The organism is Kitasatospora sp. NPDC004272 (assembly GCF_053603035.1).
In genome coordinates, this window is sequence record NZ_JBSGET010000074.1 from 1 (window position 1) to 15,313 (window position 15,313).

Annotated in this window: 10 protein-coding genes; 7 read left to right on the forward strand and 3 right to left on the reverse strand. The window is 72.9% G+C overall.

Annotated elements, in window-relative coordinates:
- Window positions 1-194: 194 nt before the first annotated feature.
- Together ACWEO5_RS22440 and ACWEO5_RS22445 are read right to left on the reverse strand one after the other, a co-directional pair.
- Window positions 195-1,346 carry a trypsin-like serine peptidase gene (locus ACWEO5_RS22440; RefSeq protein WP_452164067.1) on the reverse strand — a complete coding sequence of 384 codons (1,152 nt, stop codon included), beginning with the start codon at window positions 1,344-1,346 and terminating at the stop codon, window positions 195-197.
- Window positions 1,347-1,452: 106 nt separating this feature from the next.
- Entirely contained in the window at window positions 1,453-2,616 is a 1,164-nt protein-coding gene (locus tag ACWEO5_RS22445; RefSeq protein ID WP_452164068.1) for a trypsin-like serine peptidase, read from the reverse strand.
- A gap of 281 nt (window positions 2,617-2,897) precedes the next feature.
- Here ACWEO5_RS22445 and ACWEO5_RS22450 point away from each other — a divergent pair, with 281 nt between their 5' ends.
- The 5 genes from ACWEO5_RS22450 to ACWEO5_RS22470 all read left to right on the forward strand — a co-directional run bounded on the left by ACWEO5_RS22450 (window position 2,898) and on the right by ACWEO5_RS22470 (window position 10,464).
- Window positions 2,898-4,664 carry an IucA/IucC family protein gene (locus tag ACWEO5_RS22450; protein ID WP_452164069.1) on the forward strand — a complete coding sequence of 589 codons (1,767 nt, stop codon included), beginning with the start codon at window positions 2,898-2,900 and terminating at the stop codon, window positions 4,662-4,664.
- Window positions 4,661-5,218: a GNAT family N-acetyltransferase gene (locus tag ACWEO5_RS22455; RefSeq protein ID WP_452164070.1), complete on the forward strand. Its 558-nt coding sequence runs from the start codon at window positions 4,661-4,663 to the stop codon at window positions 5,216-5,218. Before ACWEO5_RS22450 ends, ACWEO5_RS22455 begins: the two co-directional genes overlap by 4 nt.
- Before the next feature lie 6 nt (window positions 5,219-5,224).
- Complete coding sequence (locus ACWEO5_RS22460) at window positions 5,225-6,601, forward strand: lysine N(6)-hydroxylase/L-ornithine N(5)-oxygenase family protein (RefSeq protein WP_452164071.1); 1,377 nt, start codon at window positions 5,225-5,227, stop codon at window positions 6,599-6,601.
- Window positions 6,602-6,662: 61 nt separating this feature from the next.
- Entirely contained in the window at window positions 6,663-8,360 is a 1,698-nt protein-coding gene (locus tag ACWEO5_RS22465) for an IucA/IucC family protein (RefSeq protein ID WP_452164088.1), read from the forward strand.
- A gap of 13 nt (window positions 8,361-8,373) precedes the next feature.
- Entirely contained in the window at window positions 8,374-10,464 is a 2,091-nt protein-coding gene (locus tag ACWEO5_RS22470) for an ATP-dependent DNA helicase (RefSeq protein ID WP_452164072.1), read from the forward strand.
- A gap of 148 nt (window positions 10,465-10,612) precedes the next feature.
- Here ACWEO5_RS22470 and lexA read toward each other — a convergent pair whose 3' ends face one another.
- A complete protein-coding gene (lexA, locus tag ACWEO5_RS22475) occupies window positions 10,613-11,338 on the reverse strand; it encodes a transcriptional repressor LexA (protein WP_344552699.1) in 726 nt (241 codons plus the stop codon).
- A gap of 438 nt (window positions 11,339-11,776) precedes the next feature.
- Between lexA and nrdR the strand changes: the two genes are divergently transcribed.
- Window positions 11,777-12,253, forward strand: coding sequence for a transcriptional regulator NrdR (gene nrdR / locus ACWEO5_RS22480; RefSeq protein WP_344552650.1), 477 nt, complete (start codon window positions 11,777-11,779; stop codon window positions 12,251-12,253).
- 179 nt (window positions 12,254-12,432) lie between these two features.
- Window positions 12,433-15,312, forward strand: coding sequence for a vitamin B12-dependent ribonucleotide reductase (locus ACWEO5_RS22485; RefSeq protein ID WP_452164073.1), 2,880 nt, complete (start codon window positions 12,433-12,435; stop codon window positions 15,310-15,312).
- Window position 15,313: the final 1 nt, after the last annotated feature.

The window sequence follows — 15,313 nt, forward strand, 5'->3', positions numbered from 1 at the left end:
GTTTTTAGTTTTTTTGTGAGCTTTATATTATTCTATTCAGGAGCTAGAGGGCAGGGGCGCGCTGGGCCGGCCGGCGCGCGGGGCCGCGCCCCCCCCCCCGGCGCCCCCCCCCCGCCCGTCCGTTCCCGGCGGCCTTTCCGTTCTCGCCCGCCGGTCCGTTCCCGGTGGCCCGTCCGGGCCGCCGTCCGGTCCGGTCAGCCCGAGACGAAGGCGTCGAACAGGTTCTTCGCCTCGGGGCCCAGGGTGGGGCCGGCCTGCCAGCCGGACACCGGGTCGCCGATCGAGACGTTGGAGAACAGCACCGCCTTGCCGCCCTGCTTGGTCAGCCAGCCGCCGCCGGAGGAACCGCCGGTCATGGTGCAGCCCATGATGAGCATCGGCGGGCGCGAGGGGTTGTAGGTGAACGGGACCAGCGCGGTGCTGGAGTCGCAGTGCTCCAACTCCTCGCCGTCGAACGGCGAGTCGGCCGGGTAGCCGTACGCCTTCGGGGCGGTGATGTCCGCCTGCTTGAGGTTGAAGGCGATCGGGACGGAGCCGCCGACGGCCTCCTCCAGCGAACGGGTGTCGTCGAGCGGCGCGACCCGGACGATCGCGAAGTCGAACTGGCTGGCCTGGTTGCCGACGTGCAGGCCCTCCCGGGTCCACTGCGGCGGCACCACCATGTTCTGCGCCACCCAGCGGCCCAGCGGGGCGATGTCCTGCCAGTCCTCCGGCTGCTTGCCGTGGCTGGAGGCGCCGGAACGGTTGTAGCCGGGCAGGAACATCAGCTGCTTGTCGTAGTCGCTGCCCTTGCCCCCGTGCACGCAGTGCGCGGCCGTCCACACCAGGTTGCTCTTGCCGGGGTGCTGCGGGTCGGTGACCACGGTGCCCGAGCAGGAGTGGTCCTCGCCCTCGGCGTTCTTCAGGATGATCCGGCCGAGCAGGGCGGTGTCCGGGCTGTACGGGTGCGGCACGGCCTTGGCCGGGACGGACGGCGGGAGCACCACCTTCTGCAGCGACGGGGCCTGCTTCTCCGGCGTGACCGAGGTGCCGCCGCGCGGCGCGACGGGCTTCTCCTGGTCCCAGAAGTGCTTGATCGTCGCGAAGTCCTCCGGCTTGAAGCCGTTCTGGGAGGCCCACTTCTTCCAGTCGTCGGCACCCCAGTTCGGCACCTCGGCGAGGAACTTCTGCACGTCGGCGATGTCGACGGAGGGCTTCGAGGAGGTGGAGGACGGCTGGGCGGAGCTCGCCACCGGGCTCGGGTCGGCGCTCTTGCTGCAGGCCGCGGTGCTGACGGCGAGCACCGTCACCAGGGCGGCCGCGGCCGCGTTCCTGGTACGGCGGGCTATGCGGCGTTGGTCGGTCATGGGTGTTCCCCCGTGGTCGGTGTGCTGGACATCGGTGTACTGGACGTCGGTGTACTGGACGTCGGAGCGCCGGACGCCGGCGGGAGGCCGCCGCCCGGAGGAGCGGTCACTTCTGCGAGATGTAGGCGAGTGCCTCCCGGGCCACGTCCTCCAAGTAGGGGCCGTTCAGGGTGGTGTGCGCCGAGCTGCCGATCGAGGTGTTGCTGACCAGGCGCTGGCGGCCGTCCAGTCCGTCGGCGAACCAGCCGCCGCCCGAGGCGCCGGCCGTCATGGTGCAGCCGATCACCAGCATCGGCGGCCGCGCCGGGTCGAAGCTGCGCGAGCCCGGCCGGCCGGAGTCGCAGCGCTCCAGCTCCTGGCCGTCGAACGGCGCCACCGCCGGGTACCCCCAGGCCTGGATCGACAGCTGCTCGCGCGGGGCGTCGAACCACACCGGGACGGCGGTGCCGATCGCCTCCTCCAGCGAGCGGGTCTCGCCCGCCGGGCCGCGCACCTTGATCACCGCGAAGTCGTACTGGTTCGCGGCGTCCCCGCCCTTGGTGCCCTCGGTGGTCCACAGCGGCGAGGTGATCACCTTGTCGGCCCACCACTGCCCGAGCGGGGCGACCTCGGCCAGCGTCGCCTTGCGGTGGTCGCCGGCCGCGCCGGAGCTGTTGTAGGCGGGCACGAACACCAGGTTCCGGTACCAGTCGCCGCCCTTGCCCTCGTGCACGCAGTGCGCGGCCGTCCACACCAGGTTGCTCTTGCCGGGGTGCTGCGGGTCGGTGACCACGGTGGCCGAGCACTGGCCGGTGCCGCCGTTCGGTGCGGTCATGAACACCTTCCCGGACGCCGGGTAACTGGTGTACGGGCGCGGCACCGGCTGCGCGGCCACCGGCGGCGTCGCGGTGGGCGGGGGCGCGGTGGCGGACGGCACGGCGGAGGCGGTCGGTGCGGCGGACGCCACGGAGGCGGTCGGGCTCGCGGGGCTCGGGTCCATCCGGCTCGGGCTCGGGCTCGCCGACGCCGCGGCGGACGGGCTCGCGGCGGACGGGTCCTCCGGTGCCGGGGCGGGCTGCTGCGGCGGGGCCTGGTCCATCTTCTCGGCGCTCCACAGGCCCGGCACCACCGGGTTGCGGAAGCCGTGGTGCTGCGCCCAGCGGTCCCACTCGGAGAACCCCCAGCGCTTCAACTCGGCGAAGTCGCGCGGGCTCCCGTCGCCCCCGTCGCCGGTCGGGGTGCAGGCGGCCGCCCCGCCGACCAGCACGGCGACCGCGGACAGTACGGCCACCACCCTCCGTGCCCTCACCATCGCCCCCCGAGTGAAGAAAAGCGTTCCCCGGGCCAGTCTTTCATCCGGGCGCGGCACGGCGGCGGGGTGGGGCCCGGCTGTTGGCGACCGGTCATCGAACCGTGACGGTGACGGTCCGTCAGGGTGCCGCGTGCTCACACCTGGGAGTGAGTGATCGGTCGAAACTCACCGGAACGAGTGAGCCGATCTTGTGCCCGGCGGTACGGGATAGGTAACCCTTACTTGAAGCCCGATGGCAGCCACCGGCTCAAGGAGCGGATTTGACCAGCACCCTCACCGGCGTTCCCCCGACCGTCCGGCCGGCGGCCGGGCACCCCGACCCGGATCCGCTGCTCGACCCCGACCCGGCGGTGGCCGCCGAACACGCCGCGACCGAGAGCCTGTTGCGCTGCTGGGCCCGGGAGACCGCGGCCGAACGCCCGGGCGGCGACCTGCTGCGCATCCCGGTGCTCGGCGGCGCCGCGCAGCTGTCCGCGCCGGTGCGGCACTGGTCGGCCTGCGGCTGGCACCGCTTCGGCCCCGCCGCCGTCTCCACCGGCGGCGCCGGGCACCCGGTCGACGCGGTCACCGTCGCCGCCCTGGTGGCCGGCGCCACCGGCCGCCCCGAACCCGGCCAACTCGCCGACCTGACCGCCCGGGTGGCCGACTCGGTGGGCCGCACCGCGGAGATCCTCACCCACCGCCGGGCGATCTCCGCCGCGCCCGCGGACGCGTTCCTGCGCGCCGAGCAGTCCCTGCTGCTCGGCCACCCGCTGCACCCCACCCCGAAGAGCCGCGACGGCCTCGGCCCCGCCCAGTCCGCCGCGTACTCCCCGGAACTGCACGGCAGCTTCCGGCTGCACTGGTGGGCCGTGCACCGCTCGCTGCTGGCCGGGGACTCCGGCACCGGCACCCCCGTCGAGCGGCTCACCGCCGAGCTGCACGGCCGCCCGCTGCCCGCCGGGACGGCCGCCCTGCCGCTGCACCCCTGGCAGGCCCGGGAGCTGGCGCTGCGCCCGGCCGTCGCCGACCTGCTGGAGCGCGGCCTGCTCACCGACCTCGGCCAGCACGGCGAACCCTGGCACCCCACCAGCTCGGTGCGCACCGTCTGCCGCCCCGGCACCCCGTGGATGCTCAAGCTCTCGCTGGGCCTGCGGATCACCAACTCCCGCCGGGAGAACCTCCGCAAGGAACTGCACCGCGGCGCCGAGGTGCACCGGCTGCTGGAGGCCGGCCTGGCCGCGCGGTGGCAGGCCGCCCACCCCGGCTTCGACATCGTCCGCGACCCGGCCTGGATCGGCGTCGACCACCCCGCGCTGGCCGATCCCAACGGCCTGGACACCGTGCTGCGGCAGATGCCGTTCGGGCCCGCCGACCGGGCGCTGTGCGTGGCCGGGCTGGTCGCCGAGCAGCCCATCGGCGTCGGTCGGATCGGCTCGCAACTCTCGGACATCATCGGCGAGTTGGCCGCCCGTACCGGCCGCCCCGGACCGACCGTCGCCACCGAGTGGTTCCTGCGCTACCTGGACGCCGTGGTCCTGCCGGTCCTCTGGCTGGACGGCCAGGCCGGCATCGCGCTGGAGGCCCACCAGCAGAACAGCCTGGTCCTGCTGGACACCCTCGGCTGGCCGGCCGGCGGCCGCTACCGCGACAACCAGGGCTACTACTTCCGCGCCTCGCACGCCGACCGGCTGCACGCCCTGCTGCCCGGACTCGGCGCCCACAGCGACACCTTCGTGCCGGACGCGGTCGCCGACGAGCGCTTCGCCTACTACCTCGGCATCAACCACGTGCTCGGCCTGATCGGCGCCTTCGGCTCCCAGGGCCTCGCCGACGAGCAGCTGCTGCTGGCCGCGCTGCGCCGCTTCCTGGCCGGCCCCGCCGCCACCGCCACCGGCTCCGCGCTGCCCGCCCACCTGCTGGACGCGCCCACCCTGCGCTGCAAGGCCAACCTGCTCACCCGGCTGCACGGCCTGGACGAACTGGTCGGCCCGGTCGAGACCCAGTCGGTGTACGTCGAGATCGACAACCCGGTGGCCCGGGCGTGATCCCGGAGACCGGGACGATACCCACCCCGGCCGGTGAACTCGTCCTGCGCACCGTGCGGTCGGCCACCGACCTGGACCTGCTCACCGGCTGGATGAACGACCCGGACACCGACCGCTGGTGGGCCCTCGCGGGCCCGCCCGGCACCACCGCCGCCCACCTCGCCGCCCAACTCGACGGCGACGGCCGCAGCCGCCCCGTGCTGGCCCTGCTCGACGGCGCGCCCACCGGCTACTTCGAGCTGTACCGGGCCGACCTCGACCCGCTGGCCGCGCACTACCCCGCCCGCCCGCACGACCTGGGCCTGCACCTGCTGCTGGCCCCCGCCGCCCGCGGCCGGGGCCTGGCCGCCCCGCTGCTCGACGCGATCGCCGCCCGGCTGCTGGAGCGCGAACCCCGCTGCACCCGGGTGCTCGCCGAGCCCGACGTCCGCAACACGCCCTCCGTCCGGGCGTTCGCGCGCGCCGGGTTCACCCGCGTCGCCGACCTCGACCTGCCCGACAAACGCGCCGCCCTGATGATCCGCCGGCGCGCCGACACCCCCGCCGCTACCTAGGACGACATGACCTCCCACGACGACACGGCAGGCCAGCAGCCCGAGCCGTACGACCTGATCGGCGTCGGCATCGGCCCGTTCAACCTCTCGCTGGCCGCGCTCGCCGACCGGGCCGAGACCGTCGGCGCGCTGTTCCTCGACGCCAGGCCCGAGTTCCGCTGGCACCCCGGCATGCTCGTGGACGGCGCCCGGATGCAGGTCCCGTTCCTGGCCGACCTGGTCACCCTGGTCGACCCCACCAACCCCTGGTCGTTCCTCAACTACCTGCGCGAGCAGCAGCGGCTGTTCCCGTTCTACTTCAGCGAGCGCTTCCAGCTGCCCCGCCGCGAGTACGAGCACTACTGCCGGTGGGCCGCCGACCGGCTGCCGAACTGCCGCTTCGGCAGCCCCGTCACCGCCGTCCACTGGGACGCCGGGGAGCGGCTCTACCTGGTGCACGCGGCGGGCGCGGTGCACCGCGCCCGCAACCTGGTGCTCGGCACCGGAACCGAACCCGTCCGCCCCGAAGCCTTCGCCCCGCTGCGCCGCCACCCCGCCGTGCTGCACTCCGCCGACTACCTGACCCGGCGGCACGAGCTGGCCGCCGCCCGGGACGTCACCGTGGTCGGATCCGGCCAGTCCGGCGCCGAGGTCTTCCTCGACCTGCTGCGCCACCGGGCCGGGGACGGCACCCGGCTGCGCTGGCTCACCCGCACCCGGGCGATCGCCCCGATGGAGTACTCCAAGCTCGGCCTGGAGCAGTTCACCCCCGACTACACCCGCTACTTCCACGGCCTGCCCGCCGACGTCCGGGACGCCCTCGTCCCCGCCCAGTGGCAGCTGCACAAGGCCGCCAGCGCCGAGACCCTCGCCGAGATCCACGACCACCTGTACGAGCGCACCGTCGGCCGCCCGATCGACGCCGAACCGGTCGAGATCCTCCCCGGCACCGCCGTCACCGAAGCCGGCCGGGGCCCCCGCGGCGGCCTCGAACTGCACTGCCGGCACGGCGACTCCGGCCGCCGCCACCTGGTGCGCACCGAAGCCGTGGTGCTCGCCACCGGCTACCGGGCGGTGCGCCCCGCCGCCCTCGACCCGATCGCCGACCTGATCGACTGGGACGAGCAGGGCCGCTACCGGGTCGACCTCGACCACCGGGTCGCCACCCGGCCGGAACTCACCGGCGGTCTGTACGTCCAGAACGCCGAGCTGCACACTCACGGTGTCGGCACCCCGGACCTCGGGCTCGGCGCGCACCGCGCCGCCGTGATCCTCAACGCCGTCGCGGGCAAGGCCCTCCACCCGCTGCCCCACCGCACCGCCTGGACCACCTTCGAGCCGCCGACCGCCGCGGTGCTCCCGCGACCCCAGGAAGGAACCGAGCGTGCCGCAGCCAGCCGCTGACCCAGTCCTCCACCTGCCGCCCCAGCTCACCGCCGAGCACTGGCGGGCCGCCGGGCGCGAGATGCTCGCCAAACTGCTCGGCGAGTTCGCCTACGAGGAGCTGCTGCGGCCGCGGGCCGAGGGCGGCGGCCGCTACCTGCTGCGGCTCCCGGACGCCGACTACCGCTTCGCCGCCCGCCGCGGCGCGTACGGGAGCTGGCGGGTCGAGGCGGCGTCGATCGAGGGCGGCGACGACCCGCTGCGCTTCCTCCAGCAGGCCCGGCACGTGCTCGGGCTGAGCGGCGACACCACCGGCCACCTGGTCCGCGAGCTCACCGCCACCCTGATCGCCGACGCCCACCTGCGGGCCACCGCGCTGACCGCCGCCGAACTCGCCGACCTCGACCACGTCGCCCTGGAGGGCCGGCAGAGCGGCCACCCGTGGATCGTCGCCAACAAGGGCCGGCTCGGCTTCTCCGCCACCGACGCGGCCGGCTGGACCCCGGAGGCCCGGCTGCCGCGCCCCCTGCCCTGGCTCGCCGTGCACGAGAGCCTGGCCTCCTTCCGCGGCGACCCGGCCATCTACGAGACCGAGCTCGACCCCGCCTTCCGCAACCAACTCGGCGACCGTGCCCACGAGTTCCACCTGCTCCCGGTGCACCCCTGGCAGTGGGACGAGACCGTGGTCGGCCTGTTCGCGCCGTGGATCGCCGACGGCCGGATCGTCCCGCTGCCCACCGACGGCGACCTGCGGCTGCCCCAGCAGTCGATCCGCTCCTTCTTCAACCTCAGCCGCCCGGACCGCTGCACCGTCAAACTGCCGCTCGCCATCCTCAACACCCTGGTCTGGCGCGGCCTGCCCACCGAGCGCGCGCTCGCCGCGCCCGCCGTCACCGCCTGGATCCACCACCTGCGCGACACCGACCCGTACCTGCGCGACGAGTGCCGGGTCGTGCTGCTCGGCGAGATCGCCTCCGTCACCGTCGAGCACCCGCTGTACCGGGACCTGCCCGACGTTCCCTACCAGTACAAGGAACTGCTCGGCGCGATCTGGCGCGAACCGCTCGGCCGCTACCAGGAGCCCGGCGAACGGGCCCGCACCCTGGCCGCGCTGCTGCAGACCGGCTCGGACGGGCGGGCGCTGACCGCCGAACTCGTCACCCGCTCCGGGCTGGCCCCCCGGGAGTGGGTGCGCCGGCTGTTCGCCGCCATGCTGCCGCCGCTGCTGCACTTCCTGTACCGCTACGGCCTGGTGTTCTCTCCGCACGGCGAGAACGCCATCGTGCTCTTCGACCGCGACGACGTCCCGGTCCGGCTCGCCGTCAAGGACTTCGTCGACGACGTCAACCTCAGCGACCAGCCGCTCGCCGAACTCGCCGACCTGCCCGCCGAGATCGCCGGGGTGCTCAACCGGGAGGACCCCGACTACCTCTGCCAGTTCCTGCACTCCGGCCTGTTCATCGGCGTCTACCGCTACCTCGCCCCGCTACTGGAGGACCAACTCGGCCTGCCCGAGGACGAGTTCTGGGAGCTGCTGCGGGCCGAGATCCTGCGCTGCCAGCGCCGCTTCCCCGAACTCGCGGACCGCCACCGGCTGTTCGACCTGTTCGCGCCCCGGATCGACCGGCTCTGCCTGAACCGCAACCGGCTGCTGCTGGACGGCTACCGTGACCGGCCCGACCGCCCGCACGCCGCCGTGCACGGCCAGGTCGACAACCCGCTGCACGCCGCCGTGCGCCTTCCCGCCCAACCGGTCCGGGTTGTCAGTCCCGCCCCGTAGGCTGGGGGGCGTCATGACGAACGACACCACCGCACCCCTGCCCGGCGGCCCGGAGACGGCCGAGCCCCCCGCGCCGGTCCCCGCCTCCCGCATCCCCGAACTGCTGCACGCCGCCGTCGCCGCCGTCGGCGGCACGGAGCGGCCCGGGCAGGTCCGGATGGCCGAGGCCGTCGCCGCCGCCGTCGACGAGGGCGAGCACCTGCTCGTCCAGGCCGGCACCGGCACCGGCAAGTCCCTCGCCTACCTGGTGCCCGCCCTCGCCCACGGCGACCGGGTGGTCGTCGCCACCGCGACGCTCGCCCTGCAGCGCCAGCTCGTCGAGCGCGACCTGCCGCGCACCGTCGAGGCCCTGCACCCGGTGCTGCGCCGCCGGCCGCTCTTCGCCATGCTCAAGGGCCGCTCCAACTACCTGTGCCTGCACCGCGCCAACGAGGGCACCCCGAGCGACGAGGGCGAGGGCCTGTTCGACCCGGTCGACGCGCTCGGCGGCCCCACCGGCAAGCTCGGCCAGGACGTGCTCCGGCTGCGCGACTGGGCCGAGGAGACCGAGACGGGCGACCGCGACGACCTCACCCCCGGCGTCTCCGACCGGGCCTGGGCCCAGCTCGCCGTCACCTCCAAGGAGTGCCTGGGCGCCTCCCGCTGCGCCTACGGCGAGGAGTGCTTCGCCGAGCAGGCCCGCGAGCGCGCCAAGCTGGCCGACGTCGTGGTCACCAACCACGCCATGCTCGCGATCGACGCGATCGAGGGCGCCCCCGTGCTGCCCGAGCACGGCCTGCTGATCATCGACGAGGCGCACGAACTGGTGAACCGGGTCACCGGCGCGGCCACCGCCGAGCTCACCGTCGGCGCCGTCAACCGGGCGGTCAAGCGCGCCGCCAAGCTCGCCAACGAGAAGGCGGTGGACGCGCTCCAGGCCGCCGCCGAGAACTTCCACGGCCTGATGGAGACCGCCCAGCCCGGCCAGGTCGACGAACTCCCCGAGTACCTCGGCTACGCGGTGGCCGCCGTCCGGGACGCCTGCCGCCAGGTGATCACCTCCCTCGGCGAGACCCGGGACAAGGGCCTCACCGACGAGGACGCCGTCCGCAAGCAGGCGATGGCCTCCGCCGAGACCCTGCACGAGACCGCCGACCGGCTGCTCACCGGCTCCGAGTACGACGTGATCTGGATCGAGCGCTCCGACCGCTTCGGCCCGGGCACCGCCTCGCTGCGGGTCGCCCCGCTGTCCGTCTCCGGCCTGCTCCGGGAGAACCTGTACCGGGACCGCTCGGTCGTCCTCACCTCCGCCACCCTCAAGCTCGGCGGCGACTTCAACGGCGTCGCCGGCTCGCTCGGCCTGCCCGGCGAGACCAGGCTCCCCGACCACCGCACCCCCGACGGCCCCGCCGCCGAGACCGGGGAGGACGCCCCGCCGTACTGGCGCGGCCTGGACGTCGGCTCCCCGTTCACCTACCCCAAGCAGGGCATCCTCTACGTCGCCAAGCACCTGCCGCCGCCCGGCCGGGAGCCCGACCGGCCCGAGATGCTCGACGAGCTCGCCGAGCTGATCGGCGCCGCGGGCGGCCGCACGCTGGGCCTGTTCTCCTCGATGCGGGCCGCCCAGACCGCGGCCGAGAAGCTCCGCGAACGCCTCGACGTGCCGATCCTGCTCCAGGGCGAGGACACCCTCGGCGAGCTGATCAAGGGCTTCGCCGCCGACGCCGAGACCTGCCTGTTCGGCACCCTCTCGCTCTGGCAGGGCGTCGACGTCCCCGGCTCCGCCTGCCAGCTCGTCGTGATGGACCGGATCCCCTTCCCGCGCCCCGACGACCCGCTGATGAGCGCCCGGCAGAAGGACGTCGAGGCGCACGGCGGCAACGGCTTCATGGCGGTCGCCGCCACCCACGCCGCGCTGCTGATGGCCCAGGGCGCCGGCCGGCTGGTCCGGGCCGCCGACGACAAGGGCATCGTGGCCGTCCTCGACCCGCGGCTGGCCACCGCCCGCTACGGCGGCTTCTTCCGCTCCTCGATGCCGGACTTCTGGTACACCACCGACCGCAACCAGGTCCGCCGCTCGCTGGCCGCGATCGACGCCTCGGCCCCGCCGGTCAAGCAGCGCTGAGCACGGGCGGGCAGCACCGAGCACGGGCGGGCAGCACCGAGCACGGAGGAAGCGGCGCCGAGCGCACGGAAGGCCGGTCCCGCCCGGGACCGGCCTTCTCCGTCATGCTTGCCGTGCCGCTGCCGTACCGCTGCCGTGCCGCGGCGGGTCAGAGGCGGCGGAGCACCGCCACCACCTTGCCGAGGATCGTCGCGTTGTCGCCCGGGATCGGCTCGTACGCCGCGTTGTGCGGCATCAGCCAGATCTTGCCGTCCTCGCGCTTGAGCCGCTTGACCGTCGCCTCGCCGTCGATCATCGCGGCGACGATGTCCCCGTTCTCGGCGACCGGCTGCTTGCGGACGGTCACCCAGTCGCCGTCGCAGATCGCGGCCTCGATCATCGAGTCGCCCTTGACGGTGAGCGCGAACAGCTCGCCCTCGCCGACCAGTTGGCGGGGCAGCGGGAAGACGTCCTCCACGGTCTGCTCGGCCAGGATCGGGCCGCCGGCCGCGATCCGGCCGACCAGCGGCACGTACGAGGTGGACGGCCGGCCGGAGGTCTCCGCGGCGGCCGGCCGGGCCACCTCGACGCCGCGCACCTCGTAGGCGCGCGGGCGGTGCGGGTCGCGGCGCAGGAAGCCCTTGCGCTCCAGCGCCATCAGCTGGTGGGCGACCGAGGAGGTGGAGGAGAGGCCGACCGCCTGGCCGATCTCGCGCATGGACGGCGGGTAGCCGCGCCGCTGGACGGAGTCCCGGATGACCTCGATCACCCGGCGCTGGCGCTCGGTCAGACCGGCCTCGTCGGTGCGGATGCCGGGCGGGCGGCCGGGGAGGGAGCGGACGACGGGGGCGGGCGCACCGGGCGGGGTTTCCTCGATCGGCTGACTGCGGCTCATGGTCTGGTCCATGCTCTCCTGGTCAGTGGTGCGCGCGGAACGCTCCTGCACCGGGATGGCGGTCTTGGTTTCGGCGGTGTGCATGACGCTGGTGGCGCTGGGGGTGGACATCGCGGCGACCCTCTCGTCGGGCTGGTGCTCCATCTGCCCAGCTCAACTGGCCCCTCTATCGAAAGGTTGCGCCAAACACACGTTCGAGTGAATTTATTCGAGGTCGGCTGACTTGATCAAGGCTCCGGGTGTAAGTCGATTGCTTGTTCGACTCGAACAGTCTATGGCGCCGCCCCGCGGCCTGTCCCCGAAACCGCGCGTTCACTCGGCGTGGCGTCGTGCCAGCCACTAGATCTAGTGGCTAGTCTCCTCGATCGGGCACAGGTGTTGTGTTCGGGTAGAGTGTGGCGAGTTGTTCGCCGTCGGGTCGCAGGGAGGGAGTTCCAGGTGCACTGCCCCTTCTGCCGGCATCCGGACAGCAGAGTCGTGGACAGCCGGGCCAGCGACGACGGGAGCTCGATCCGCCGCCGCCGGCAGTGCCCCGACTGCAGCCGGCGGTTCACCACCGTCGAGACCGCCACCCTGATGGTGATCAAGCGCAGCGGCGTCACCGAGCCCTTCTCCCGGGAGAAGGTCATCTCCGGCGTCCGCAAGGCGTGCCAGGGCCGCCCGGTCACCGAGGACGCGCTGGCCCAGCTCGGCCAGCGGGTCGAGGAGTGCGTCCGGGCCAGCGGCAGCGCCGAACTCTCGACGCACGACGTCGGATTGGCCATACTCGGCCCCCTGAAGGAACTGGACGTGGTGGCGTACCTGCGGTTCGCCTCCGTCTACCGCGCGTTCGACAACCTCGAAGACTTCGAGGCCGCGATCGCGGAGCTGCGCTCGGAGCGGCCCGCGGTCCCCGAGCCGGTGCCCGTGCCCTAGCGCCCGCACCGGCCGCCCCATCCCACTTTTTCCACGCAGTCATAGCAGTCAGCGCAGTACCAGCAGCACCCGGCACGGTGGTGGGGTTCCCCCATGCCCGCGCACGGACGGAACGAACCAGTCGTGCCCGGACTTTTTCGGGCACTTCGGGCGTTTGCCCAGGAGGAGGAGCAGGAGCAGTGACAGACACCACGAGCGGGTCCGCACGAGGGTCGAAGTCGGACAAGGCCGGCAAGGGGGCCAAGGGTCCCAAGGCCGGGCTGCGGCTGGAGCGCATCTACACCACCCCTGGGGTCCACCCGTACGACGCGGTCACCTGGGAGCGCCGTGACGTGGTGATGACCAACTGGCGCGACGGGTCGATCAACTTCGAGCAGCGCGGCGTCGAGTTCCCCGACTTCTGGTCGGTCAACGCGGTCAACATCGTCACCAGCAAGTACTTCCGCGGCGCGGTCGGCACCCCGCAGCGCGAGTGGAGCCTGAAGCAGATCATCGACCGGGTGGTGCTCACCTACCGCGCGGCCGGCGAGAAGCACGGCTACTTCGCCTCCCCGGACGACGCCGAGGTGTTCGAGCACGAGCTGACCCACGCCCTCCTCCACCAGGTCTTCAGCTTCAACTCGCCGGTCTGGTTCAACGTCGGCACCCAGCAGCCGCAGCAGGTCTCGGCCTGCTTCATCCTGTCCGTCGACGACTCCATGGACTCGATCCTCGACTGGTACAAGGAAGAGGGCATGATCTTCAAGGGCGGTTCCGGCGCGGGCCTGAACCTGTCCCGGATCCGCTCCTCCAAGGAACTGCTCTCCTCCGGCGGCAACGCCTCCGGCCCGGTCTCCTTCATGCGCGGCGCCGACGCCTCGGCCGGCACCATCAAGTCCGGCGGCGCGACCCGCCGCGCGGCCAAGATGGTCGTGCTGGACGTCGACCACCCGGACGTCGAGGCCTTCATTGAGACCAAGGTGAAGGAGGAGGAGAAGATCCGCGCGCTGCGCGACGCCGGGTTCGACATGGACCTGGGCGGCGACGACATCACCTCCGTCCAGTACCAGAACGCCAACAACTCGGTCCGCGTCAACGACGAGTTCATGACCGCGGTCGAGAAGGGCACCACCTTCGGCCTGCGGGCCCGGATGACCGGCGAGGTCATCGAGACCGTCGACGCCAAGGGCCTGTTCCGCAAGATGGCCGAGGCCGCCTGGGCCTGCGCCGACCCGGGCATCCAGTACGACTCGGTGATCAACCACTGGCACACCTGCCCCGAGTCCGGCCGGATCAACGCCTCCAACCCGTGCTCCGAGTACATGCACCTGGACAACTCCAGCTGCAACCTGGCCTCGCTGAACCTGATGAAGTTCCTCCGCGACGACGACAGCTTCGACGCGGCCAGCTTCGCCAAGGTCGTCGAGCTGGTCATCACCGCGATGGACATCTCGATCTGCTTCGCCGACTTCCCGACCGAGAAGATCGCCGAGACCACCCGCGCCTACCGCCAGCTCGGCATCGGCTACGCCAACCTCGGCGCCCTGCTGATGGCCACCGGCCACGCCTACGACTCCGCGGGCGGCCGCGCCCTGGCCGGCGCGATCACCTCGCTGATGACCGGCACCGCCTACCGCCGCTCCGCCGAACTCGCCGCCGTGGTCGGCCCGTACGACGGCTACGCCCGCAACGCCGCCCCGCACCAGCGGGTCATGAAGCAGCACGCGGACGCCTCGGCCGCCGTCGCCCCGCTGGACGAGCTGGATGGCCCGGTCTGGTCGGTCGCCAACGAGACCTGGGCCGACGTGGTCCGCCTCGGCGAGCGGAACGGCTTCCGCAACGCGCAGGCGTCGGTGCTCGCCCCGACCGGCACCATCGGCCTGATGATGGACTGCGACACCACCGGCGTCGAACCCGACCTGGCCCTGGTCAAGTTCAAGAAGCTGGTCGGCGGCGGCTCGATGCAGATCGTCAACGGCACCGTCCCGCGCGCCCTCAAGCGCCTCGGCTACCAGGACGAGCAGGTCGAGGCGGTCGTCGCGCATATCGCCGAGCACGGCAACGTCATCGACGCGCCCGGCCTGAAGGCCGCCCACTACGAGGTGTTCGACTGCGCGATGGGCGAGCGGTCGATCTCCCCGATGGGCCACGTCCGGATGATGGCCGCGATCCAGCCGTGGATCTCCGGCGCCATCTCCAAGACCGTCAACATGCCGGAGAACGCCACCGTCGAGGACGTCGAGGAGATCTACTTCGAGGCGTGGAAGCTCGGCGTCAAGGCGCTGGCGATCTACCGCGACAACTGCAAGGTCGGCCAGCCGCTCTCGGCCAAGACCAAGACCCCGGCGGCGACCTCGGCCCCCGTCCAGGCCGCGGCCCCCGCCGTCGAGAAGGTCGTCGAGTACCGGCCGACCCGCAAGCGCCTGCCCAAGGGCCGCCCCGGCATCACCACCTCCTTCACGGTCGGCGGCGCCGAGGGCTACATGACCGCCAACTCCTACCCGGACGACGGCCTCGGCGAGGTCTTCCTGAAGATGTCCAAGCAGGGCTCGACCCTCGCGGGCATGATGGATGCCTTCTCCATCGCCGTCTCGGTCGGCCTGCAGTACGGCGTCCCGCTGGAGACGTACGTCGCCAAGTTCACCAACATGCGCTTCGAGCCGGCCGGCCTGACCGACGACCCGGACGTGCGGATGGCGCAGTCCATCGTGGACTACATCTTCCGCCGCCTGGCCCTCGACTTCCTGCCCTTCGAGACCCGCTCCGCGCTGGGCATCCACTCCGTCGAGGAGCGCACCCGGCACCTGGAGACCGGCTCGTACGAGCCGGCCGAGGACGACGTCGACATCGAGTCGCTGGCCCAGTCCGCCCCGCTCGCCCCGGAGAAGCCGCACGTCGCCCTCCCGCTGGTCGAGCCGCCCAAGGCCGCCCCGGCCGCGCACAACTCGACCGAGCTCGCCGAGATCCGCCTCGGCCTGAACGCCGACGCCCCGCTCTGCTTCTCCTGCGGCACCAAGATGCGCCGCGCGGGCAGCTGCTACCTCTGCGAGGGCTGCGGCTCCACCAGCGGCTGCAGCTGAC

Coding starts and splice junctions, on each gene's coding strand:
- ACWEO5_RS22470 (WP_452164072.1), top strand. CDS start 8,374: ATGACGAACGACACCACCGCACCCCTGCCCGGCGGCCCGGAGACGGCC.
- lexA (WP_344552699.1), bottom strand. CDS start 11,338: ATGAGCCGCAGTCAGCCGATCGAGGAAACCCCGCCCGGTGCGCCCGCC.
- ACWEO5_RS22465 (WP_452164088.1), top strand. CDS start 6,663: ATGCTCGCCAAACTGCTCGGCGAGTTCGCCTACGAGGAGCTGCTGCGG.
- ACWEO5_RS22440 (WP_452164067.1), bottom strand. CDS start 1,346: ATGACCGACCAACGCCGCATAGCCCGCCGTACCAGGAACGCGGCCGCG.
- ACWEO5_RS22460 (WP_452164071.1), top strand. CDS start 5,225: ATGACCTCCCACGACGACACGGCAGGCCAGCAGCCCGAGCCGTACGAC.